The sequence below is a fragment of the Aquisalimonas asiatica genome (assembly GCF_900110585.1).
GTDB classification, from domain to species: domain Bacteria; phylum Pseudomonadota; class Gammaproteobacteria; order Nitrococcales; family Aquisalimonadaceae; genus Aquisalimonas; species Aquisalimonas asiatica.
The window spans coordinates 14,076-37,495 of sequence record NZ_FOEG01000003.1; the positions used below are offsets into that span (position 1 = coordinate 14,076).

Here is a 23,420-nt window from a genome sequence, read left to right on the forward strand (position 1 = left end):
ATTCCGGTAACGGCTGGAGACTCGGTTTTGACGCAGCAGAGAACGCTCTTTCTCGTGATCATCGGTGCCCTGCTGCTCGGGATCGGCTATATAGCGTACACCCAGTATGCCGCCGGCCTGTACTACCTGGCCGGGCAGTACGACCGGATGATGAACCCCTACGGCGTGGACGAGGACGCACCGGAGCCGGACGCACGCGACCGGGCCCTGCACGAATCGCTGTTCGTCGCCGATCTGCACATCGACACCCTGAAGTGGGAGCGCGACCTGCTGGAGCGCTCCTACTTCGGCCACGCCGACGTGCCGCGGCTGCAAGAGGGTAACATTGCCCTGCAGGTCTTCACGATCGTCACCCGCAGCCCGCTGAACCTGCCATGGCAGACCTGTGTCAGTGGGGACTCCCTGGACACCAATACCGCGCTGTTCTTCATGCAGGGGCGGCCGGTGATCGGCCTGCGCGAGCGCGCGTTCTACCAGATCGAGCGCTTCCACGAGGCCGCCGAACGCTCGCGGGAAACAGACGGCCCGGAGCTGCGACTGATCGCCACGGCCGATGACCTCCGTCAGCTGGTCGCCGACCGCGCCGTGGGCAGGGAGGTGATCGGCGGCATCATCGGTATCGAAGGTGGCCACTGGATTGGCGGTGACGACGTCACCGGCGCCGATGTACGCGCCGACATGGAAGACCTTTTCGAGGCCGGTGTGCGGCTGTTCGCCCCCACCCACCGTTTCGACAACAACCTCTCCGGCTCCAACGAGGGCTGCGAGCGCTACGGGCTCACCGACCACGGCTTCACCGCGCTGAGCACGGCCCAGGAGCTGGGCATGGCCGTGGACCTGGCGCACATCTCCAGCGCGGGCCTGGCCGACGCCACCAGTTACCTGCGGCAGCCCGTCACCGTGTCGCACACCGGCATCGCGGAAGGATGCGAAGCGCCCTGCCGGCCCGACCGCAACCTCAGCGACGACGACATCCGCCGCATCATCGACACCGACGGCGTCATCGGCATTGGCTTCTGGCCACAGGCCATCGGCCCGAGCGTCTGGCGCGTGGCCGATGCCATGCGGCACATTACCGGCATCGCCGAGGAGATGGGCGTGTCCGAGCCCACGCGCCACGTGGCCATCGGGTCGGATTACGACGGCTCCGTGACACCGATGATCGAGGTCACGCACCTGAACGTGCTCACCGCTCTGCTGCGCCGGGGCGAAGAACCCTTCGCGGAGCACCACGTCCGGCGCATCATGGGGGCCAACACCTGCCGCCTGTTCGGCACCGTGCTGCCCGGCGGCAGCGCCGAGACGGCGGAGGCGATCTGCGGCCCTCTGGCGGCGCCGCGCCCTCTGGAATGGACTCCGGAGACCGACGGCGAAACACCAATACAAGAAAACAATTCGGAGGAGGACACCGAGACATGAGCACAGCCGACGCCACGGTCCATACGGACCAGCAACCCAACGAGGTACCGTTGACGCCCCTGTCCATGCTGGACTGGGCCGTGCTGGTCTACCCGAACCACCCCGCCGTCATCCACGGCGACCGCACCACCAGCTACGCCGAGTACGGCGCCCGCTGCCGGCAACTGGCATCGGCCCTGCGCGCCCGCGGCATCGGCCCGGGACAGACCGTGGCCACGGTGCTGCCGAACATCCCGCCCATGCTGGAAGCCCACTTCGGCGTGCCCATGGCGGGGGCGGTGCTCAACACCATCAACATCCGTCTGGATGCCCGCACCATCGGCTTCATCCTCGACCACGGCGAGGCCGACGCGCTGATCACCGACACGGAGTTCGCTCCGGTGGTGCGCGAGGCACTGGCCCACTGCGACCGCAAGCCGCTGGTGATTGACGTGGACGACCCGGAAGGCCCGGGCGGCGAGCGGCTGGGCGAGCTGGACTACGAAGCGCTGGTGGCTGAAGGCGACCCGCAGTTCCGCTGGCAGTGGCCCGGCAGCGAATGGGACAGCATCAGCCTGAACTACACCTCGGGCACCACCGGCAACCCCAAGGGCGCGCTCTACCACCACCGCGGCGCCCATCAGGGGGCGTACAGCAACATCATCGCATGCGAGATGGGCCGCCACCCGGTCTACCTCTGGACGCTGCCCATGTTCCACTGCAACGGCTGGCGATTCCCCTGGACCCTGCCGGCGGTGGCCGGCACCAGCGTCTGCCTGCGCAAGGTGGAGCCGGCGGCCATTTTCGAGGCCATCGGCAACCACAAGGTGAGCCACTTCTGCGGGGCGCCGCTGGTGCTGAACATGCTCACCAGCGCACCGGAGGCGAGCACGGCACGCTTCGATCACAGCGTCACAGCCTACGTGGGCGGTGCCGCTCCACCGGCGGCGGTCATTGGCGCCCTGGAAGGGATTGGCATCCACGTCATCCACCTCTACGGGCTGACCGAGACCTACGGCCCGTCGCACTACTGCGCCTGGAAGCCGGAGTGGGACGCCCTGCCCCTGGACGAACAGGCCAGCATGGCGTCACGGCAGGGCGTGCGCTACCTGAGCGTGGAAGAGACCATTGTCGCCGACCCGGACACCATGGCACCCGTGCCCATGGATGGCACAACCATGGGCGAGATCATGGTGCGCGGCAACTCCGTCATGACCGGCTACCTGAAGAACCCGGAGGCCACCGCGGAGGCGTTCCGCGGCGGCTGGTATCACACCGGGGATCTGGCGGTCTGGCACCCGGACGGCTACCTGGAGATCCGCGACCGGGCCAAGGACGTGATCATCTCCGGGGGCGAGAACATCTCCACCATCGAGGTGGAGGACGCCCTGTACAAGCACCCGGCCGTGCTGGAGTGTGCGGTGGTGGCGGCACCCAGCGACCGCTGGGGCGAGACCCCCTGCGCCGTGATCACCCTGCGGCCGGACGCCGGTGAGGTCACCCCGGCGGACATCGTCGCCTTCTGCCGGAAGCGGCTCGCCGGATTCAAGATCCCGCGCCACGTGCTGTTCGAGGCGTTGCCGAAGACGTCCACGGGGAAGATCCAGAAGTTCGTGCTGCGGGAGAAGGTGGCGGCGCTTACGGATGGGGAGATGGTGCGGTAGCCGAACTCTTGTGCTGATGAGGTCATCGGTGCTGAAGCCCCTCCCACCGGAAACCCGCCAGTGGGAGGGGCTTCAGCCCCGATCGGCCAGCCGACTCAGAAGTTGTACACCAGCCCCGCGGCCACGCTGCGGGCCGTCTCGCCCACACCACCGTCGGAACGTCCCAACGTACTGGCTTCCACCCACGGCTGCCGGTTCTGGGCGTCGTCATTGTCGATCTGCGCGTAGTTCAGGTAGAAGCGCAGCTCGTCGCTGTAGTGGTAGTCGGCGCCCACGGCGATCATGTCCGCATCCTGGTCGCTGTCATCGGCGCTCAGCACGTAGTACTGCCCCTTGAGGAAGATATCTCCCACCAGGGCGTAGCGCAGGCCCACGCCGAAGGCGTCGTCGGACGGCCGGCCACCGCTCTGGGCGAGACCGGTCACGCGCACATCGGCCAGATCGTAGCTGGCGGCCACACGGGTCATCTCCCGGATCCGGTCGCCGCCCTCGTTCCAGCGCTCATGGGAGACCGCCGCGTAAGCCGGGCCCTGCTGGTAGGTCAGGGACGCGCTCCAGGCATCGTCATCATTGCTGTCAGCGGCATTGTCGTCGCTGTCTCCATCAGCGCTGTAGTGCACGTCCACGAACACCCCGCCGAAGGACGGCGTGCGGTAGGCGATGCCGTTGCGAAAACGCTCGTCCACGCCCTGGTTGCCGCCGTAGTTCCCGCGCACGATGTTGCGCGCATCGCCCACCTGGTTGCCGAAAAGATCCGTGCGGCTGCGCAGGGTCTTGTTGGGCGTGTCGAAGCGGCCCGCACGCAGCAGCCCCCAGTCACCCTCCAGCCCGGCGAAGCTGTCGCGGGAGGTAATCGATTGGTCGCCACCATTGTCGATGTCCACCTGCCCTTCCAGCTGCACCAGGGCACGCAGGTTGGGGCCGACGTCGTGCCCGGCACGGAAGCCGAGGCGGCTGGCATTACTGGAGAGGTTGAAGGCGCTGTAGTCATCACCATCGTCCAGGTGGCTGAACGCCAGGTGGGCCTGACCATAGACTTCAATATCGGCCTGGGCCGCGGAGATGCCGCTGACGCCCAGAGCGAGGGCGGCAACCAGGGGAAGGCGCTTCATGATGTGCTCCTGTCATTTCTTATGCATGATTGGCATTAACGCGGGCAGTCTAGGGCGTGCTCCGGCCCTGTTGCGTTGACTCCCGTCACGATTTTCACTGGCGCAGTTGCCACAGGGCGACGTCCGCGGCGGCGATACTGATCGCTCCGGCGGATGATGGCAACCCTGTGCCGTGCTTTCCTAATCCGCGCGGGCGAGAAACGCCTGGACCGCCTCCAGATCCCGGGTCCGGCGCATGGGCGGCAGGCTGTTGAGAAACAGCCTGCCGTAGGACTTCCCGGTGAGACGCGGGTCACCGATCATGAGTACGCCGTAGTCCGATGCATCACGGATCAGTCGCCCCACCCCCTGGCGCAGGGCGATCACCGCCTGAGGAATCTGGAAATCCCGAAACGGATTGCCGCCGTGACGCCGGAGGAAATCGATGCGCGCCTGGGTCACCGGGTCGGCCGGCGAGGCGAAGGGCAGGCGATCGATGATCACCGCCGACAACGCCTCACCCTTGACGTCCACCCCTTCCCAGAAGCTGCCCGTCCCCAGGAGCACCGCGTTACCGGCCTCGCGGAAGCGCTCCAGCAGGAGGTTCTGGGAGGCATCGCCCTGCACCAGGACCGGGTACGGCAGATGGTCCCGCATCAACGCCGCCGCCTGCTGCAGTGCCCGATGACTGGTGAACAGCACGAAGGCCCGCCCGCCGCTGGCCCGGATCACCGCCTCGGCGCGCTCGATGAACGCCTCCGTGTAAAACGGACTGTTGGGCTCGGGCATGCCGGCAGGCGCATACAGCAGCGCGTTGCTGGCGTAATCGAAGGGGCTGTCCACACGCAGGGTGGACGTCTCCCGGTCCAGCCCCATCCGCTCCAGAAAGTGATCGAAACCCTCGTTCACCGACAGGGTGGCCGAGGTGAACACCCAGGCAGCGGGGTGCTTTTTCATGCGCGCCTGGAACGGCTGGCCCACATCCAGTGGCGTCAGCCGCAGGATGAACGCCTGCTGGTAGGTCTCGAACCACTGCACGAAGGCCTCTGCCTCACCGTCGGCGAAACGGTCGAGCAGTGACGCCATGTCCCGGGCGCGGCGGTAGCAGTTCTCGAGGCCGCGCCCCCGCTCCGCCAGCGTCTCCAGCACCTCGGCCAGGGCGCTCGCGGCGGCGCGCAGGTGAATGAGTGCATCCACGGCCTCCTCGCCATCTCCGAGGCTGTTCCAGGCCGCTCGCTGCCCGGCCTCCCCCAGGGTCAAGCGAAAGTCCTGGACGGCCTTGCGCAACACGTCGAGGCAGTCCGGCAGCGCCGGCTGATCGCCAGCGTCGCGCAGGTACTCCGCGTGGGTATCGCGGATGAGCTCCTGGAGCTGACGGCTGCTCACCGCCACGCCGAAGAACTGGGCGGCCACATCGGGCAACTGGTGCGCCTCGTCGAGGATGTAGGCGTCGGCCGAGGGCAGCACCTCACCAAAGCCGCCCTCTTTCAGGGCCATGTCGGCAAGCAGCAGGTGGTGATTGACCACCAGCAGATCCGCCTCCTGTGCACGGCGCCGGGCCGCCATGAGAAAGCAGTCGTCATAGAGCGGGCACTCCTGGCCGAGGCAGTTGTCGGCGGTGGAGGTGGCCCGCCCCCAGATCGGCGCATCGTTGGGGACCTCAGCCAGCTCGGAGATGTCGCCGCTATCCGTCACCGCCGCCCACTGGCGGATCGCCTGCAGCTGGGCACCGGTGCCGGGGCGGTCGAACCGGGCGTCCACCTCGGCCAGATCGGTGCGGTAGAGACAGAGGTAGTTGGTGCGCCCCTTCAGCAGTGCAGTCCGCCGGGGCAGGTCCAGTGCGTCGCGCAGCAGCGGGAGGTCCTTCTGGTAGAGCTGATCCTGCAGGGTCTTGGTGCCGGTGGAGACGATCACCCGCTTGCCGGAGAGCAACGCGGGCAGGAGATAGGCAAAGGTCTTGCCCGTGCCGGTGCCCGCCTCGGCGATCAGCGTCTCACCGGCGTCGATCGCCTCCGCCACACCACGCCCCAGGGCCTGCTGTTCCTCGCGGGGCTGGAAGCCGGGCAGCGCCCCTGCCAGCGCCCCGTCGGGCCCCAGGTGGTGGTCGATGTCGTTCACGGAGGCTCTCCCGCTGTCCGCTGGCCGGTACCGGTCGAGCACGGGATGGTACTAACCTTTCAGCAGGTAAAGCCAGGTCTCAGCGCGGCCGCCGGCAGATCCACAGGGCCCAGAGGCCGAGCAGCGCGTACCCGGCCAGGGTCCAGCCCGGCAGGGTCAGGCCGAGGACCTCGTGCACTTCCGCACACTCACCGGAGCCGGCAAGCACCATGGCGATGACTTCCGTGATCGGAAACGCATCGACCATGTAATCCAGCCCCGGACCACAGGCGGGCACCTCTTCCGGAGGCAGGCTCTGGAGCCAGAGGTGGCGGCCCGCGACGCCGACGCCCACGGCAGCAACCAGCGCGCCGAGCACACCGTAGAAATAACGCCCCCAGAACGGCGCGCCATGAAGGAAACCGATCAGAAACACCACCGCGAGCGCGGCGAAGACAAGGCGCTGCACCATGCAGAGCGGGCAGGGCTCCATACCACCGATATACTCCAGCCCGTAGGCGGCTGCGAGAATCAGCAGAGTGACAATCAGCGCGGTGCCATGACCCCAACGCTGCCGCTGACGCATCTGCGTTTCGGCGGTGGCAAACATTGAACGCATTCAAACGCCTCGTATCCGGTTCCGAGCGCCAGACTACCAGAAGCGTTCAAATGTAAAAGACGCAGATTGTCACAGTTTTTGACAGCCAGCGTGATTTGTCCAGATGACGCTGATCCGCGACACCCGGATGGTCACTGGCGAACTCAAGTATCGGCAGTCCCGGCCGTTATTCTATATTGAGGTGTCGCCCCCCTCACCGGGCGGCCCTGATGATAAGAACGACCGGAGCGAGGAGATACCCATGCGCCTTCCCTGGATCAGCGCCCGGACACGACGGGAACCCGCCACGGAACGTGACCGCAGTGCGCCCGTGGATCACACAGGGCTGATCGAACGCCTCGGCAGCCACGCGGACGGACTGCACGGCGAAATCGACCAGATTCAGCAGGAGCTGGTGGCGGTCAGTGACCGGGTTGACCAGGAGGCCAGGCGGTTTCAGTCACTGCTGGACCTGGGCCGGCAGCTCGCCCGCACCAACGAGACCACGGAAGGCGCCGCCCGCGAGGCACGGGAAGCCACCACCGAAGCGGACCGCGCCGTGGAAGACTCCCGCGCCACACTGACCCGCTCCCTGGACGACATCACCGCCCTGACCGACGCCGTGTCGGCCACCGAACAGGAGATCGGCAATCTCGACGCTGCCCTGGAGGGGGTTGGCAGCGCCGCGGACTCCATCGCCACCATCGCCAAGCAGACCAATCTGCTGGCACTGAACGCCACCATCGAGGCCACCCGGGCCGGCGGAATCGGCCGCGGTTTCGCCGTCGTCGCCGAGCACGTGAAAGAGCTGGCCAAACAGACCGGCCAGGCCACGGAGGAGATCAGCGGCATCCTCGACGAGCTCCGGGAACACGCGCGCAAGCTGATCGACCGTGCAAGTCACTGCACCACCCTGACCGGCACCATCCAGACCGGCACCAGCACCGTGCAGGACCTCCTGGACACCGTCGGCGGTGCCATGGCCGCGGTGGACGGCGCCTACACGCGCATCAACGAGTCGGTGCGCGAGATCAACAGCTCATGCCGGAAAACCGTGGACGGTCTTGAGGGCATGAGCGGGGAAGTGGACACCACCCGCAACGCCCTCACCGAAGCCCGGGACAATGCCCGCCAGCTTGCCGGCACGGCGCAGACCCTCTCGGCCGGCCTGGGTGACGACAACACCGCCGCCGACGCCGAGCGCCTGATCCAGGAGACCGCCAGCACCACCGGCACGCTGACCGTCTACGTCTCGGACGTGGCCGGCGCCGTCAACCAGGTGGAGGAGCGTGTCGCCCACGAAGCCGCCATGCTGGAGACCTTCTCCCGCGCCACGGGACAGCTGGAGGCCGCGGGCCAGTCCGTACAGGAATCCGCCGACGAGGCCCGGCAGAGCGCGGAAACCACCGCGAGCAGCCTCAGCGCCGCCTCGGAGGACATCCGCTCCACCGTCACCGACCTCCAGGACATGACCGGGCAGGTGGGGCAGATGACCACCGAGCTGTCGCAGCTGCAGGATGCACTGCAACGGATTCACAAGGCGTCCACCAGTATCTCGGCCATCGCCAAGCAGACCAACTTCCTGGCCGTCAACGCCAGCATCGAGGCCGCCCGCGCCGGGTCACGCGGCCAGGGCTTCGCCGTGGTGGCGGAACAGGTCAGCGCTCTGGCCGAAGAGACCGGGCAAGCCACCCAGAGCATCGAACAGACACTGGAAGGATTGTCCGACACGGCGGAGACCCTGGCGGCCAAGGGCCGCGACGGCGCCAGCCGCGCCGAACGCGTGCAGGCGGACTCCCGGAACATCAGCGAGGTCCTCACCACCCTGGAACAGGCCATTCGCCAGGTGGGCGAGCAGTCCCGACACATCCAGAGTGCCACCGGCGAGATGAACGAGACCTGCAGCCGGGCGAGCCAGGAGCTGAACGAACTGCACGGCGAGGTACAACAATCCGCGCGCGACCTCACCAGCGCCAACGGCCGGCTGGACACGCTGCTCGGTGAAGGGCAGAAACTGCTCAACCTCTGCAACTCGGTGGACGTGGACACCGTGGACCGCTTTTTCATCAACAAGGCGCAGGAAGGTGCCAGGGCGGCGGGCGCGGCACTGGAGCAGGCACTCCGCGACGGGCAGCTCACGGAAGCGGACGTCTTCGACCGGGACTACGTCCCGGTGCCCGACACTGATCCGCAGCAGTACATGACCCGCTTCGTGGAGCTCACCGACACCCTGTTTCCGGCGTTCCAGGAGGAGATCCTGAGCTGCCACGACAAGATCCTCTCCTGCTGCGCCACCGACGATCAGGGTTACATTGGCACCCACAACCTGCACGTATCCAACCCCCAGCGCCCCGGAGACCGGGACTGGAACCTGGCAAACGCCCGTCACCGGCAGATCTACACCGACCGGACCGGACAGAGTGCGGCGAAGAACACCGAGCCCTTCCTGCTGCAGGCGTATCGGCGCAACATGGGCGAGCGGTTCGTGCTGACCAAGGACGCATCCGCGCCCATCTACGTCCACGGCCGGCACTGGGGCGGTTTCCGGGTGATCTACGTTCCCTGACCCTGCTCCGTGGAAGCGGCGGCGTCATCATCGGCCAGCGCCGCCGACAGCGACGCCCACGGCAGGCCGGCGCACTTGAGGCGGGACGGGAACGCGCGCACCGCCAGCAGGGGCTGCAGGGTCTCCGGGACGACAGCGGTCTCGTCGCCGTCCAGGGCGCGGTTGAAGGCGTCCATGACGGCCAGTGCGTCATCCACGCTTCGCCCTTCCAGGACCGTGGTCAGCAGTGACGCGGAGGCGGTGGCGATGGCGCAGCTCTCCCCCTGGAAGCCGATGGTGGCGATCACGCCATCACGCACATCCAGGGTCAGCTCGATGCGGTCGCCGCACAGCGGGTTGTAGCCGTGGCCACGGTGGGTGGCCGGGTCCACCTCCACGAAGTTGTGCGGTTGCCGGTTATGCGCCAGGACCACATCCTGGTAGAGCTTCAGCAGATCGTCAGCCATCAGTGGAGTGCACCGGGCTAGGCGAACAGTCGCCGGACCTTGTCGATGGAGGCCACCAGGCGGTCCACGTCGTCCCGGGTGTTGTAGACGCCAAAGGACGCCCGCGCCGTGGCGGGAATGCCGTAGCGCTGCATTACCGGCTGGGCGCAGTGGTGGCCCGAGCGGATGGCAACACCGTCGTTGTCGAGAATGGTCCCGATGTCGTGGGGATGGGCCTCGTCCATGACGAACGACAGCGCCCCGGCCTTGCGCCGCGCGGTGCCGATGATGCGCACGCCCTCCAGAGCGCCTACCCGGTCGTGGGCGTAGGCGAGCAGATCCGCCTCATGGGCGGCAACCTTGTCCAGCCCCAGCGCCATCAGCCACTCCAGGCCCGCTCCCATGCCGATGACACCGGCGATGTTGGGCGTGCCCGCCTCGAACCGCTGGGGCGGCTCGGCGAACTCCGAACGCTCGAAACTCACCGTCTTGATCATGTCCCCCCCACCGTGCCAGGGCGGCATCGCCTCCAGCAGCGCATACCGGCCCCAGAGCACACCGGCGCCGCTGGGGCCGTAGGTCTTGTGACCGGAGAACACGAAGAAGTCGCACCCCAGCGCCTGGACGTCCACCGGCATGTGCGGCGCCGACTGGGCGCCGTCCAGCAGCACGGGCACGTCGCGCTCGCGGGCCAGGCGGATGATCTCCTCCACCGGGTTGATGGTGCCCAGGGCGTTGGAGACGTGGATGACGCTCACGAACCTGGTGCGCTCGGTGAGCCGCTCGGCCACGTCGGCGGGATCGATCTCGCCGGCATCGGAGAACGGAACCACCACCAGTTTCGCACCGGTGGCGTCGCACAGGAGCTGCCACGGCACGATGTTGGAGTGATGCTCCATGCCCGTGACCAGGATCTCGTCGCCCGCACGGAGCATGGGGCGGACGAAGCTGTTGGCCACCAGGTTGATGCCTTCGGTGGTGCCGCGGGTGAACACTACCTCGTCTTCCGAAGGCGCGTTCAGGAACCGCTGCACCGTGCCCCGCACCGCCTCGAAGGCGGTGGTGGAGCGCTGCGAGAGATCGTGGACCCCGCGGTGGATGTTGGCGTAGTAACTGCTGTAACAGTCGCTCACGGCATCGATCACCGCCTGGGGCTTCTGCGCCGTCGCACCGTTGTCCAGGTAGACCAGCGGCTTGCCGTTGATCGCCTGGTGCAGGATCGGGAACTGGGCGCGGACGGCGTCCACGTCCAGTCCGGAATCGCCGTTGACCACGGGGTCCACGTTGCTCATAACAGCTTCCTCACGGCCTCCTCGCCCGGAAGCAGCGACAGCAGGGCCTCGCGCTCGTACTCGCGCAGGGACTGCATGGCCACTGGCTCCAGCATTTCATTGGCGAAAGCGAATGTCAGCACACCACGGGCCTCTTCATCGGAGATACCCCGGGTGCGCATGTAGAGCACGGCATCCTCGTCCAGCTCGCCCACGGTGGAGCCGTGGCCGCACTTGACGTCGTCGGCGTAGATCTCGAGCCGCGGGTTGGAGTGCGCCAGCGCCTTCGGACTCAGCAGCAGGTTGCGGTTCTGCTGGTCCGCGTCGGTCTGCTGGGCATCCCGGGCCACGTGGATCATGCCGTCGAATACCGCTTCCGACTTGCCTTCCAGCACCCCCTTCATGAGCTGCTGGCTGGTGCAGTGATCGGCATTGTGCCGCACCCAGGTGTGGATGTCGGCGAACTGCCCGTTACGCACCAGATACAACCCGTTCAGGGTGGCGTCGCCACCGGGGCCGTCCAGGTTGACGTAGAAGTCGGTGCGCACGGTGCGGCCGCTGGCATGCAGGGCATGCCCCTTGACCCGGGCATCGCGATCCACGGTGGCGTGGATCACCCCCAGGTGAGCCCCCTGATCACCCTCTTCCACGTGCTGGTAGAAGTTCACCTGGCTGTTGGCGTCGGCAATGATCTCGGTCACCGGCGACGTCAGGTAGGCCGCGCCGTTGGCGCCGTAATAGCGCTGCACCACCGTGACCTCGGAGCTGGTGGCGCCGTGGATGAGCACCCGCGGCCAGGAGGCGACGCTGCCGGCGCCGGCCGTCATCACGTGCACCAGCTCCAGCGGCTGCTCGGGCGCGGCGCCGCTGCCCACTTCGATCACGACGCCTTCGGTGGTGAATGCGGTGTTCAGCGCCAGAAACGGGTGCGCTTCGGCGTCGGCATGCCGGGCCAGGTGGGTCTCGGCGACGCCACCGGATTCCTGCAGGGCATCCGCAAGAGTCCGCACGGTGAGGCCGTCGGGTAGCCTGTCGAGCTGCGAGCGCTCGGCGTCGAGAATGCCATCGACGAAGACGATGCGCACCGCGTCATCGACCACCGCCAGGCGACTCTGAGCATCCTGATCCAGCTCGCCCGCGGAGGTGGCCGCACGGAAGTGCTCCTGGGTCACGTGCGCCAGCTTGGTCTGTTTCCACGCCTCGACCTTGCGCGACGGAAAGCCAGCTGCCTCGAACCGCTGCATGGCGGCCTCGCGGCGGGTCCCCCACCAGGTCGGCTCACTGGCGCGGTCCCGCTGCTGGAAATCCTGCAGGTAGACGCTGTTCTGTTCTGCAACTGCTGCCATTGGTTTACCCCGTTAGTCGCCGTTGGCTCAGGCGGCCGTGCCTTCCTCGAACATCGCGTACCCCGATGCTTCCAGCTCCTCGGCCAGCTCCTTGCCACCGGACTTCACGATGCGGCCGTCGACCATGACGTGCACGGTGTCCGGCACGATGTAGTTCAACAGGCGCTGATAGTGCGTGATCAGCAGGAAGCCGCGGTCATCGGAACGCAGGGCGTTGACGCCGTGGGACACCGTGCGCAGGGCGTCGATGTCGAGGCCGGAGTCGGTCTCGTCGAGGATCGCCAGGCGCGGCTCCAGGACCGCCATCTGGAAGATCTCGTTGCGCTTCTTCTCGCCGCCGGAGAAGCCGGCATTCACCGGGCGCTTGAGCAGGGACTCGTCCATCTGCACCAGCTCCATGCGCTCACGGACATGCTTGAGGAACTGGGCGGCATCCACTTCCGGCTCGCCACGGTGCTTGCGGATGGCGTTGGCGGCAGCCTTGAGGAAGTAGGTGTTGGAGACGCCGGGGATTTCCACCGGGTACTGGAACCCCAGGAACATGCCCTCCCGGGCGCGCTCCTCCGGCTCCATTTCCAGGATATCCTTGCCGTCCAGCAGCACTTCGCCGCCGGTGACTTCGTAACCCGGGTCGCCGGCAATGACCTTCGCCAGCGTGCTCTTGCCCGAGCCGTTGGGGCCCATGATGGCGTGCACTTCGCCGGTGTTCAGGCTCAGGTTGATGCCCTTGAGGATTGCCTCGCCTTCCACTTCGGCGTGCAGATTACGGATTTCAAGCAGTGCCATTTCCGAACTCCAGATTCACATCTGTTCCGTTTGCCCCGGCCGCAGCGGCGGCCGGGCGTTCAATGTTTCATCGCCGGGATCAGCCGACGCTGTCCTCCAGCGTGACCTCCAGCAGCTTCTGCGCCTCCACGGCAAACTCCATGGGCAGCGTCTTGAAGACGTCCTTGCAGAAGCCGTTGACGATCAGCGACACCGCCTCTTCGACACCGATGCCGCGCTGCTGGCAGTAGAACATCTGCTCGTCGCTGATCTTGGAGGTGGTCGCCTCGTGCTCCAGCTGTGCGCTCGGGTGCTGGATGTCGATGTACGGGAAGGTGTGCGCCCCGCACTTGTCACCGATCAGCATGGAGTCGCACTGGGAGTAGTTGCGCGCGCCGGACGCCGTGGGGTTCACCCGCACCAGACCGCGGTAGGTCTGGTCCGCCTCGCCGGCGGAGATGCCCTTGGCGACGATGGTGCTCTTGGTGTTCTTGCCCATGTGGATCATCTTGGTGCCGGTATCGGCCTGCTGCCGGTTCCGGGTCACCGCCACGGAGTAGAACTCACCCACGGAATCGTCGCCCTTGAGCACGCAGCTCGGGTACTTCCAGGTGATGGCCGAGCCGGTCTCCACCTGCGTCCAGGCGATCTTGGAGCGCTTGCCGGCACACAGGCCGCGCTTGGTCACGAAGTTGTAGATGCCGCCGACGCCGTTCTCGTCCCCCGGGTACCAGTTCTGCACCGTGGAGTACTTGATGTCGGCATCGTCCAGGGCGATGAGCTCCACCACTGCGGCGTGCAGCTGGTTCTCGTCACGCATGGGCGCGGTGCAGCCCTCGAGATAGGAGACCGACGCGCCCTCTTCGGCGATGATCAGCGTACGCTCGAACTGCCCGGTGTGGTTCGCGTTGATGCGGAAATACGTGGACAGCTCCATGGGACACTTCACGCCCTTGGGGATGTACACGAACGAACCGTCGGAGAACACCGCCGAGTTGAGTGCGGCGAAGAAGTTGTCCTTGCGGGGCACCACCGTGCCCAGGTACTTCTTCACCAGCTCCGGGTGATCGTGGACAGCCTCGGACATGGAGCAGAAGATGATGCCCTGCTCCTTGAGCTTCGCCTGGTAGGTGGTGCCCACGGAGACGGAGTCGAACACCGCGTCCACGGCCACTTCCGGCTTTTCCTCCTCGGGCCGCTCCACCCCCAGCAGCGCCTCGCGCTCATGCATGGGGATACCCAGCTTCTCGTAGGTCTCGAGCAGCTTCGGGTCCACCTCGTCCAGGCTCTTGGGCTTGGCCTTGGGCGCCGCGTAATAGGAGATGGCCTGGAAGTCCACCGGCGGGAAGCGCACCTTCTGCCAGTCGGGGTGTTCCATTTCCAGCCAGCCCCGGTAGGCCTCCAGACGCCACTCCAGCATCCACTCCGGCTCCTCCTTCTTGGCCGAAATGAACCGGATGATGTCCTCGTTCAGCCCCGGCGGGGCATACTCCTGTTCGATGTCGGTGACAAACCCGTACTCATAGCCTTTCCGGGTCACCTGCTCGATGGTTTCGTTACTCGCAGACATTGACACGCTCCGCTCAGCTGACTGCCGATTTGATCCGGATATCGATGCCCCGGAGACTTGGATGCTCCGGTGACAGCGGCTCACTCATATCCTTGATGCTCACCCCTTCCAGGGCCTGGTAGAACGCATCGTTGATGCGGGACCAGTTACTGCTGATGGCACAATACGGACTATACTGACACGCCTGCCCTCCACCCTCGATACAATCGGTGAGGGCGATGGGGCCTTCGATGGCACGCACAACCTGGGCAATCGAGATCGCGTCAGCAGGCCGTGCGAGGCTGTATCCGCCCTTGACGCCCCGGTGGGACTCGAGCAGTTCGCCGCGCACCAGCTGCTTGAGGATCTTGCTCACCATGGCGGGCGGCAGACCTCGCTGCTCCGCCAGCCAGGCGGCACTGAACCGCTCGCCGGGGCGACCGGCCATCAGCCCGAGAATCGCGGTGGCGTAGTCGGTTTCCCGATTGATCCGTATCATATGGGTCAGTTTACAGGAAACAGGACCTTTTTGGTACACATTCAACCCGGCACCGGGCCCGACAATCCGCCCGCTTTATCAAGGACATGGACGCAACACTGATGAGCGTATACCGCCACGCCGCCTGGGCGTTGCTTGCCTGCGCCGGCCTCGCAGCCGCGGCGCCCGGGGACATGTGGGAAGTCCAGAGCTATTCGTCCAACTTCCGCTCGGGGCCTGATACCGACTACGGCGTAGTCACCCAGGGCGACCGGGGTGATGTGGTCATGGAGCTGGACCGCGACGGGGACTGGCTCCTGATCGCCTATAACCGTGGCGGCAGCACCGCCTGGGCGCACGAGAGCCTGGTGGAGCGCCTGACAGTCCCGGTGGGCGAGGCGGACGACTCCCCCGATTTCGACGGCTTCGCCAGCACCTTCGACCCGGAGGACCCCGAGAACCAGTTCGGCGCACCCGCCTACTTCAGCAACCCTGCGCACAAGGAGTTCGGCGTGGTGCGGGTGGACGCCGTGAACGGCTTTTTCGATCTCGACGACGACATTCGCGAGAGCCACCTGGAGAGCCTGCTGCGCCTGTGGATCACGGCGGACAACTCGGGGCTTCCGGGAACGCTGGTCGTGCGCGAGGCAGACAGCGGGGTCGCCCGCCTCATCCACAGTGACTACCGCGGCAACCACGACCTCGAGGCGCCGGATCCGCCCGAGGAGTAACGGCCCGTCACAGGAACAGCCACAGGCAGATCGCCACCGCCGCCATTACCGCCACCACATCCGCGGTGAGTGCCGCCGCCAGGGTGTGCCGGATGCGCCGGATCTGGACGGCGCCGAAATACACCGCGATCACGTAGAACGTGGTCTCCGTGGAACCCTGCAACGTCGTGACCAGCAGGCCGGTGTAGCTGTCGGGGCCGATATCCGGGTCGTTGATGATCGACGCCATGATGCCGTAGGCACCGGAGCCGGACAGGGGGCGCAGCAGAGCCATGGGCAGCGCTTCCGCCGGCAGACCGAGCCGCTCGGTAAAGCCGCCGACCCACCCCACCATCGCCTCCATGGCGCCACTGGCGCGGAACATGCCCACCGCCACGAGGATGGCCACCAGGTAAGGGATGATCCGCACCGCCACCTGGAACCCCTCCTTTGCGCCCTCCACGAACACCTCGTAGATGCGCACGCCACGGATCACCCCGTAGAGGAGAAAGAACACGATCAGCCCCGGGATGATCCAGGGCGCAATCACGCGGCCGTAGACGATGCTCAGCGGGATCAGGCTCAGCAGGCCGGTGAGGAACAGGTACGACGCCCAAACCGGGTATCCGGTGGCGGACTCCGCCGCCGCGCGGGTCATGGCCGGATCCTCGGTGTGCTCCTGGCCGCCCTCTCCCGGTGCACCGGCGTCCATGCGATCCTCCGCGGTCATGGTCACCGGTTCCGGCGCGGCCGGTGGCCGGCTGAGGCGCTGGAATGCCTTGGCCGCGATCACGGCGGCAACGGTGGCGCAGGCAGTGGCGAACAGCGTCGACGGCAGAATGGCCGCCGGTTCTGCCGACCCGGAGGCCGCGCGCAACGCGATCACGCCGGTGGGCAGCAGGGTGATGCTGGATGTATTGATGGCAAGGAACAGCGCCATGCTGTTGGTGGCGGTGCCCGGATGCGGATTGAGCTTCTCCAGCTCCTGCATGGCGCGGATGCCTAACGGGGTTGCAGCGTTCCCCAGCCCGAGCGCATTGGCGGACATGTTCAGAATCATCGCGCCCATGGCCGGGTGGTCCGGCGGCACATCGGGGAACAGGCGGGTCATCAGCGGCCGGATGAGACGGGCCAGCACGGTCAGCATGCCGCCGGCCTCGGCGATTTTCATGAGCCCCAGAAACAGGGTCATGACGCCGATCAGCCCGATAGCCAGCTCCACCGCCCCGCCCGCGGACTCCACCACGGCCTCGGACAGCGCGGCCATGGGCGAGGTCTCGTCCGGGTCGTCCGGGTCCGTGGGCGTGTACTGGAGCTGATGCCATGCGGCGGTCACGAAGGCCACCAGCACGATCACCAGAAAGACAACGTTCATGGGCACCCTCCCTGGAAACCACCCCCGTCACGATGCAGCGCGCCCGGCACTGTCACTGGCGACGCGGGCACGATCAAGCCCTGCCGGGCACGGGGGTGGACCATGCCGCCGGTTGCGTTCATCCTATGCGCTCCTTGATTGTCCGGCCCATCCACACAGAAGGGGAAACGTCGCATGATGCGGGTGACGGGTTTCATCATCTTCGCAGCCGCCGTGCTGATTGCGCTGGTGTTTGTGGTGATCGCCAGTTTCAACCGCATGCCCGAGCCTTACGCCAGCTGCCTGGAACAGCACCGGGAGCGCCCGGACATCGCACTGGGGCGGATCTACGACATCGATCTGATCCTGGATGAAGACCGCTCCAATGTGGACGAAGGCGAGCACGACGGTGTCGGCTATCGCATCATCACCGCGCATGTCCAGCCCGCCTCACGCGCCGCCGGCCGCGGCGAGACCCTGACCTGCTACGAGGTGGACGGCCACGGCAGCATCGTGCTGGACGAGGAGACCTTCCGCAACATGGTGGGTCTGGACGACTGACAACCGGGAATCAATGACTGCGGTCGCGGACGCAGCGGTACGGCAACAGCGCCAGATAGGGGGCAACCACCGGCCCCCCGCACCGTTGACACGCCTCGTCGCGACCGCCAAGCCAGCGCTGGTAGGCCACCAGCGCCCGCACCGCCTCCACCCCGGAGGCCACCGCCAGCACCAGCCCGCCGCCCGCGAAAAGCGCGGCCGGGAGCGATAGCGTCTCCGGGTCAGGCATCAGCAGGTAGCCGGTCACCCCGGACAGCGTCCCGAGGATCAGCAGGACGCCGGCGGGCACCAGCATCCGGTTCACCAGGCGAGCGTGGTCATGCCACATTATGCGCGCCAATCCCTGTAGCGAGAGCTGGACAGCACCATCCGGACCATGTCCGGGCTGTTGCGCGCTCCGATCTTCTCAAGCACATGCGCACGATGCACCTCCACGGTGCGCACACTCACGCCGAGGTCATCCGCGATGAGCTTGTTCAGCTTGCCCGCAAGCATCCCCTCCATCACCTCCGTCTCCCGAGGCGTGAGCTGTTCCAGGCGCTCGTCCATCAGGGCGCGTTCCCGGGCCTGCGCCCACTGGCGTGCATCCATGGTGAGACCAGTCCTGATCTTCTCGAGCAGGACCTGGTCGCGGAAAGGCTTCTCCAGAAAGTCCAGCGCTCCCGCCTGTACCGCACGAACAGCGAGTGGGATGTCCCCGTGCCCCGAGATGAAAACCACCGGCATGGTCACGCCGCGCGCATGCAGCGCCTCCAGCAACTGCAAACCGTCCATCCCCGGCAGGCGCACGTCCAGAACGAGGCAGCCCCGGCTGTGCACACTGATCTCGCCAAGCAGCGCACCGGGGTGGGCAAAGACCCGTGCGCTCAGCCCATCGCTCTCGAGCAGGAACGCGATGGCGTCACGGACATCCGCGTCGTCATCGACCACGTAGATCCGCGGTTCCTGGTCTTCCGGTGCGCTCACTCCTCGCCCCCACGGTACAGCGGCAGCGTCACCCGGAAGTGGGCACCCGCCCCTGGTTCATTGGACACGCTGATCCGGCCGTTGTCCGCTTCAACGATGGACCGGGCGATGGCAAGCCCGAGACCGGTACCGCCACGCCGGCGGGTGGCAAACGGCTCGAACAACGCCCCGTCACCGGGGTCGGCAATCCCGGGGCCACCATCGATCACCGACAGCACCGCGGTCCCGGCTTCGCCATTGGCCGCAGTGCGCAGGGTCACCCAGCGCTGCACGGTATTGCCCCCTTCATCCACCGCCTCCAGGGCATTCTGCACGAGATTGACCACCACCTGCTGAATCCCGAGCCAGTCCACCGATACCGGCACCTCCTGCTCGGCGAGCCTGCAGCGGAGTTCAACATTGCGACGGCGAAACTCCGGGCGCAGCAGCTCCACGGCTTCCATCACCAGCGCATTGAGATCCACGGGCCCCGTCTCCGACTCACCCCGCTCCAGGAACCGTCGCGTGCGACGTACGATGTCGGACGCACGATCCGCCGTGGCGACGATACGCTCCAGTGGCTCGCGAAGCTGCTCGGGCGTCGCTCCCCGGGCCAGCATACGGTTCGCCCCCTGGGCGTAACTGCTCAAGGCACACAGGGGCTGATTGATCTCGTGGGCGATGCCTGTCGCCAGCGCACTCATGGCGTTGATGCGCCCGGCCCGCGCCAGCGCCTGCAGGTGCTCATGGGCCTGTGCTTCCGCCGCCAGGCGCTCGGCGCGGATCGCGGCGAGGATCATGGCTGTCGCCACCAGCATGGCAAGCTGCGCGTGCAGGGACAGCAGGTCCGGCGCCATGCCCATGTTGGCGAACGGCCCCTTGTTCATGCCCGTGCAGTGGATCGCCACGGCGCTGGTCAGCGCAACCGTTGCCATGCCCACCCAGGGCGGTAGCGTCAAAGCGACCAGCATGACCAGCGGGAACACCGCATACGACAGCGGCAGACTGATGGGCTGAGGAATCCAGCTCGCGTAGATGACGAACGTGGCCAGAGGGACCAGGACCAGGGCCGCGACAACACCCACGGCCTGCTGCATGGTCAGCGGGCGGATGCGCAGGCTGACCACCAGCGGGGCAATCAGGACCACCCCCATGGTATCCGCCAGCCAGCACAGGAGCACTGTACCGACGAGTTCGCTGGACACCCCCACGGCAACCAGTGCCCCGGACGTGCCGCTCGCCAGCGCCGTCACCCCGACGCCCACGCCCACCAGCTTGTACAGCTCCGACAGCGAAGCCAGGTCGCCCCGCAACCCGAGAAACCGCAGCAACGCGGCGCCGATGACCGCACTGGCGCCATCCCCCAGGGCCAGCAACAGGCCGTCCGCGACCGCTGCGCCCAGGGAGACATGGGCAACCAGAGCGGCCACCACAACGGTTATCGCAAGGGCGTATCCGAAGCGCCAGATCACCGCCATCGCCAGCCCGACGGCCGGCCAGATCAGCGGCACGCCGGAGGCGTCGAACGTGTACTGCGACGCCCACACCGCCAGAGCCAGATACCCGAAGAACGTCAGCGCGTGGGGAGCGAGCCCCCTGCCCGCGTGCGAACGCACCTCGCTCACGACCCCTGCCGCCACCATGGCGACCACCTCCCGGCGCCTGGCACCACGGCGCGCCGCGGCGCTCACGGTACCAAACGCTGAATCCAGCCCACCACGCGGCGCGTCATGGGTGAATACAGCCGATCCGCGTAGAGCGTGTTCACCGCACGGCGATGGATCTGGGCCAGCGTCGGATAGGCGTGCACGGCACCGGAGAGGTGCTTGACCTTGATCCGCGCCTGCATGGCCAGCACCAGCTCGTGGATCAGTTCGCCGGCGTGGGGGCCAAGGATGGATGCGCCCAGGATCCGGCCACGGTAAATCACCATCTTGAGCAGCCCCGCGGTACTGCCTTCGGCCAGCGCACGATCCACATCGCCGAAGCGGAATCGCGCAATCTGTACAGCATACCCCTGCTCCCGGGCAGCCGCTTCGGTCAGACCCACATGTGCCAGCTCGGGCGCTGTGTAGGTCACCCAGGGGATCACGCGGTAATCGGCCTTTTTCGGCAGACGGAACACGACGTTGGCGATAACGACGCCCGCCTGATACTCGACCACGTGGGTGAACGGGTATGTGCCGCAGACGTCGCCGCAGGCGTGAATGTGACGCACGCTGGTGCGCATGCGCGCATCCACCGGGATACGCCCTTCTTCGACGGTGACGCCGGCGCGCTCGAGATCCAGGCCGTCCACCTTCGGTGCGCGCCCGGCCGCGACCAGGATATGATCGGCCTCGATGGTCGCCACCTCGTCCCCCGACCGGCAGTGCAACCGGCGCATGCCATCACGGGTCTCCACGGCTTCCACGGCCGTCGCCGTGCGCACGTCGACACCGTCGGCGCGTAACTGGCGCTCCAGTTCGGCAGTGAGCTCCGGATCCTCGCGGGGCAGGATACGCTCCGCCATCTCCAGGACCGTGACCTGGCTGCCCAGGCGGGCAAACGCCTGCGCCAGTTCCAGGCCGATGGGGCCGCCCCCCATCACCGCCAGCCGGTCGGGCAGTTCGCGCTGGTCGAAGACGGTTTCGTTGGTCCAGTAACCCGCTTCGGCAAGCCCGGGCACCAGCGGCACGGCAGGGCGCGAGCCGGTGGCGATCAGGATGCGCCGGCCGATGAGGCGTCGATCACCGGCCACAACCGTCTGCGCATCGGCGAACCGGGCGTGGGCGAAAATCACGTCCACACCGTAGCTGCGAAAGCGCTCCGGGTCGTCGTGCACCTGAATCGTGTCGATGACCTCACGGACGCGGTCCATGACCGCGGCCAGATCCACCCGCCCGAGCTCTGCAGCAACCCCGAAGCGGCCGCTCTCGCGAGCGGCCCAGGCGATCTCGGCGGACCTGATGAGCGTCTTGCTCGGCACACAGCCGGTATGCAGGCAGTCCCCGCCCAGCTTGCCGCTCTTCTCCACCAGCGCCACCCTGAGCCCGAGCTGCCCTGCGACACTCGCGGTCACGAGACCACCGACACCGCCCCCGATGACAACCAGATCAAACGTCTCGGTCATTGTTCTCCTCACCCGCTGTCGCCGTGACCGAGTCCGACGCCGCTTCGACGTCCACGGTCGGATCATTCTTGAATCGCCGGATCAGTCGCGGCAGGAAGATCACAGCGGCCAGCAGACCGATGGCGATCAGCACGGCATTGATACCGCTGCGCCCACCGGCCACGGTCTCGGCACCGGCGTGGCCGATCCATGTATAGGCGAACGCCCCCGGGGCCATGCAGATGAAGGTGGCAATGGCGTAGGGCATGAACCCGATGCGGGTCAGCCCGAGGGCGTAGTTGAGCAGGTTGAACGGGAAAATCGGCACCAGGCGCGTAAACGCGACGAACCGCCAGCCCTCACGCTCGACGCCGACAATCAGCTTCTTCAGCCGCCCACCGGTGTGCCGGGCGACCAGGTCGGAGGCCAGATAACGGGCCACCAGGAACGCCAGCAGTGCACCGATGGTGGCGCCGGTGAGGCTGTAGAGCGTGCCGAACACGGGCCCGAACAGCACCCCGCCCGCGATGGTGAACACCAGCCCAGGAAGAAAAGCCACCGTGGCCACCGCGTACGCGGCCATGAAGGCGAACGGCGCCAGCATGCCCAGGTCGTCCAGGCGCCGCTGCAGCATGCCCGGGCTCAGCTCGCCACGAAACTGATAACCGACGATCAGCAGCGCGACCACGGCCAGGCCGAGAGCGATGCGCATCATGAGTTTGCCGCGTCCTGCCATGTGGAGCTGTCCTGTCGAATAGGGATACGCCGTGAGTGTGCCCGCGCGCGGCGGTGATCAACATTCGTAATTACCGTACCTGAATCACTCCGGCAGCAGGCGGATTTCCCCGTACCACGCCTCGATGGGCTCACCCACGTCGTCGCAGTCGGTCATGATCGCCAGCGCGTCGATGGTGTCGAGATCGCGGTCGTGGTAGGTCCTGAAATCGTCGCGCAGGTTGCGGCGCTCGGTCACCCACTGCCCGCTCTCCTCCGGGGGGCCTGACTGCAGGGCGATCATGCGCGCCTGGGAGGCGTAGGCGTTCTCCCAGTCGGCGCCCTGCTCCATCTCGCTGGCCCAGACGTAGTTGAGCGCGCGGGTGCGCCAGCGCAGCACACTGTGCTCGTCCACGGCGTACAGGCGCGCCGGGTAGTCATCGCCGGCACGAACGGTTTCGTCAATGCCGCTGAACGTCTCGTCCACCCGCCACTCCCATTCCACGATGGGGGTCTTGTTCAGGTCGATGGAGTCTTCCAGGAACAACCCCGAGGCAGTCCCATCGGTGCACCGGGCGTGAATGGCCTCACGCCCATCGATCTCGACCAGTTCGTAGGTGGTTTCGCCCTCGAAGGAATGGCGCTTCCAGTCGATGATGTCCGCCGGGGTAAACACCCTTTCCGCGCCGAGGACGGTCATCGTCAGCAACAGACCCAGGGCGGCCGGAATGGCGGGGCGTATCAGCGGCGGCATCGGTTTACCTCCCTGCACAGCGGGATGACATCGCCACTGTAAA

21 protein-coding genes are annotated in these 23,420 nt (G+C 66.7%); 5 read left to right on the plus strand and 16 right to left on the minus strand.

Annotated features, from left to right (window positions below; all coding sequences use genetic code 11):
* The first annotated feature begins 27 nt into the window (after window positions 1–27).
* Both BMZ02_RS08030 and BMZ02_RS08035 read left to right on the plus strand, forming a co-directional pair.
* Window positions 28–1,419, plus strand: a complete 1,392-nt coding sequence (locus BMZ02_RS08030; RefSeq protein WP_171909857.1) for a dipeptidase — start codon at window positions 28–30, stop codon at window positions 1,417–1,419.
* Window positions 1,416–3,062 carry an acyl-CoA synthetase gene (locus tag BMZ02_RS08035; RefSeq protein ID WP_091642004.1) on the plus strand — a complete coding sequence of 549 codons (1,647 nt, stop codon included), beginning with the start codon at window positions 1,416–1,418 and terminating at the stop codon, window positions 3,060–3,062. Before BMZ02_RS08030 ends, BMZ02_RS08035 begins: the two co-directional genes overlap by 4 nt.
* Window positions 3,063–3,157: 95 nt before the next feature.
* Here the strand turns inward: BMZ02_RS08035 and BMZ02_RS08040 are convergent, their stop codons facing one another.
* From BMZ02_RS08040 to BMZ02_RS08050, 3 genes are all read right to left on the minus strand, one after another.
* Window positions 3,158–4,174, minus strand: a complete 1,017-nt coding sequence (locus BMZ02_RS08040; RefSeq protein WP_091642007.1) for a porin — start codon at window positions 4,172–4,174, stop codon at window positions 3,158–3,160.
* A gap of 180 nt (window positions 4,175–4,354) precedes the next feature.
* The gene (yoaA, locus tag BMZ02_RS08045) at window positions 4,355–6,271 is read right to left on the minus strand and encodes a DNA repair helicase YoaA (RefSeq protein WP_091642010.1); all 1,917 of its coding nucleotides are present in this window, start codon (window positions 6,269–6,271) and stop codon (window positions 4,355–4,357) included.
* A 79-nt stretch (window positions 6,272–6,350) separates the two neighbouring features.
* On the minus strand, window positions 6,351–6,869 hold the full coding sequence (locus tag BMZ02_RS08050) for a disulfide bond formation protein B (RefSeq protein WP_245753985.1): 519 nt from the start codon (window positions 6,867–6,869) through the stop codon (window positions 6,351–6,353).
* Between the two features lie 241 nt (window positions 6,870–7,110).
* On the opposite strand from BMZ02_RS08050, the gene BMZ02_RS08055 reads away from it, so the two are divergent.
* Window positions 7,111–9,414, plus strand: coding sequence for a methyl-accepting chemotaxis protein (locus BMZ02_RS08055; RefSeq protein ID WP_171909858.1), 2,304 nt, complete (start codon window positions 7,111–7,113; stop codon window positions 9,412–9,414).
* Here the strand turns inward: BMZ02_RS08055 and sufU are convergent.
* The 6 genes from sufU to BMZ02_RS08085 all read right to left on the minus strand — a co-directional run bounded on the left by sufU (window position 9,402) and on the right by BMZ02_RS08085 (window position 15,269).
* Window positions 9,402–9,860 carry a Fe-S cluster assembly sulfur transfer protein SufU gene (sufU, locus tag BMZ02_RS08060; protein ID WP_091642016.1) on the minus strand — a complete coding sequence of 153 codons (459 nt, stop codon included), beginning with the start codon at window positions 9,858–9,860 and terminating at the stop codon, window positions 9,402–9,404. The two genes, BMZ02_RS08055 and sufU, sit on opposite strands and share 13 nt — an antisense overlap.
* A 17-nt stretch (window positions 9,861–9,877) precedes the next feature.
* Complete coding sequence (locus BMZ02_RS08065; protein WP_091642019.1) at window positions 9,878–11,131, minus strand: cysteine desulfurase; 1,254 nt, start codon at window positions 11,129–11,131, stop codon at window positions 9,878–9,880.
* Entirely contained in the window at window positions 11,128–12,456 is a 1,329-nt protein-coding gene (gene sufD, locus BMZ02_RS08070) for a Fe-S cluster assembly protein SufD (RefSeq protein ID WP_091642021.1), read from the minus strand. Before sufD ends, BMZ02_RS08065 begins: the two co-directional genes overlap by 4 nt.
* A gap of 27 nt (window positions 12,457–12,483) precedes the next feature.
* Complete coding sequence (sufC, locus tag BMZ02_RS08075; RefSeq protein ID WP_091642024.1) at window positions 12,484–13,242, minus strand: Fe-S cluster assembly ATPase SufC; 759 nt, start codon at window positions 13,240–13,242, stop codon at window positions 12,484–12,486.
* Window positions 13,243–13,321: 79 nt separating this feature from the next.
* A complete protein-coding gene (sufB, locus tag BMZ02_RS08080; RefSeq protein ID WP_091642026.1) occupies window positions 13,322–14,791 on the minus strand; it encodes a Fe-S cluster assembly protein SufB in 1,470 nt (489 codons plus the stop codon).
* 13 nt (window positions 14,792–14,804) lie between these two features.
* Window positions 14,805–15,269, minus strand: coding sequence for an SUF system Fe-S cluster assembly regulator (locus BMZ02_RS08085; protein WP_091642029.1), 465 nt, complete (start codon window positions 15,267–15,269; stop codon window positions 14,805–14,807).
* Between the two features lie 101 nt (window positions 15,270–15,370).
* Between BMZ02_RS08085 and BMZ02_RS08090 the strand changes: the two genes are divergently transcribed.
* Complete coding sequence (locus tag BMZ02_RS08090; protein WP_171909859.1) at window positions 15,371–15,979, plus strand: SH3 domain-containing protein; 609 nt, start codon at window positions 15,371–15,373, stop codon at window positions 15,977–15,979.
* 7 nt (window positions 15,980–15,986) lie between these two features.
* On the opposite strand, the gene BMZ02_RS08095 is transcribed toward BMZ02_RS08090, so the two are convergent.
* Window positions 15,987–17,333, minus strand: a complete 1,347-nt coding sequence (locus tag BMZ02_RS08095) for a nucleoside recognition domain-containing protein (RefSeq protein WP_091642034.1) — start codon at window positions 17,331–17,333, stop codon at window positions 15,987–15,989.
* A gap of 174 nt (window positions 17,334–17,507) precedes the next feature.
* Between BMZ02_RS08095 and BMZ02_RS08100 the strand changes: the two genes are divergently transcribed.
* Entirely contained in the window at window positions 17,508–17,873 is a 366-nt protein-coding gene (locus tag BMZ02_RS08100) for a hypothetical protein (RefSeq protein WP_091642037.1), read from the plus strand.
* A 10-nt stretch (window positions 17,874–17,883) separates the two neighbouring features.
* On the opposite strand, the gene BMZ02_RS08105 is transcribed toward BMZ02_RS08100, so the two are convergent.
* The 6 genes from BMZ02_RS08105 to BMZ02_RS08130 all read right to left on the minus strand — a co-directional run bounded on the left by BMZ02_RS08105 (window position 17,884) and on the right by BMZ02_RS08130 (window position 23,377).
* Window positions 17,884–18,201 carry a hypothetical protein gene (locus BMZ02_RS08105; protein WP_091642039.1) on the minus strand — a complete coding sequence of 106 codons (318 nt, stop codon included), beginning with the start codon at window positions 18,199–18,201 and terminating at the stop codon, window positions 17,884–17,886.
* Complete coding sequence (locus tag BMZ02_RS08110) at window positions 18,201–18,839, minus strand: response regulator transcription factor (RefSeq protein WP_091642042.1); 639 nt, start codon at window positions 18,837–18,839, stop codon at window positions 18,201–18,203. The genes BMZ02_RS08105 and BMZ02_RS08110 overlap by 1 nt, the downstream gene beginning before the upstream one ends.
* Window positions 18,836–20,509, minus strand: a complete 1,674-nt coding sequence (locus BMZ02_RS08115) for an ATP-binding protein (protein ID WP_139209175.1) — start codon at window positions 20,507–20,509, stop codon at window positions 18,836–18,838. The genes BMZ02_RS08110 and BMZ02_RS08115 overlap by 4 nt, the downstream gene beginning before the upstream one ends.
* On the minus strand, window positions 20,506–21,930 hold the full coding sequence (locus BMZ02_RS08120; protein ID WP_091642048.1) for a dihydrolipoyl dehydrogenase family protein: 1,425 nt from the start codon (window positions 21,928–21,930) through the stop codon (window positions 20,506–20,508). Before BMZ02_RS08120 ends, BMZ02_RS08115 begins: the two co-directional genes overlap by 4 nt.
* Window positions 21,914–22,645, minus strand: a complete 732-nt coding sequence (locus BMZ02_RS08125; RefSeq protein ID WP_245753986.1) for a TVP38/TMEM64 family protein — start codon at window positions 22,643–22,645, stop codon at window positions 21,914–21,916. Before BMZ02_RS08125 ends, BMZ02_RS08120 begins: the two co-directional genes overlap by 17 nt.
* Before the next feature lie 84 nt (window positions 22,646–22,729).
* Entirely contained in the window at window positions 22,730–23,377 is a 648-nt protein-coding gene (locus tag BMZ02_RS08130) for a DUF3047 domain-containing protein (RefSeq protein ID WP_091642051.1), read from the minus strand.
* Window positions 23,378–23,420 lie beyond the last annotated feature (43 nt).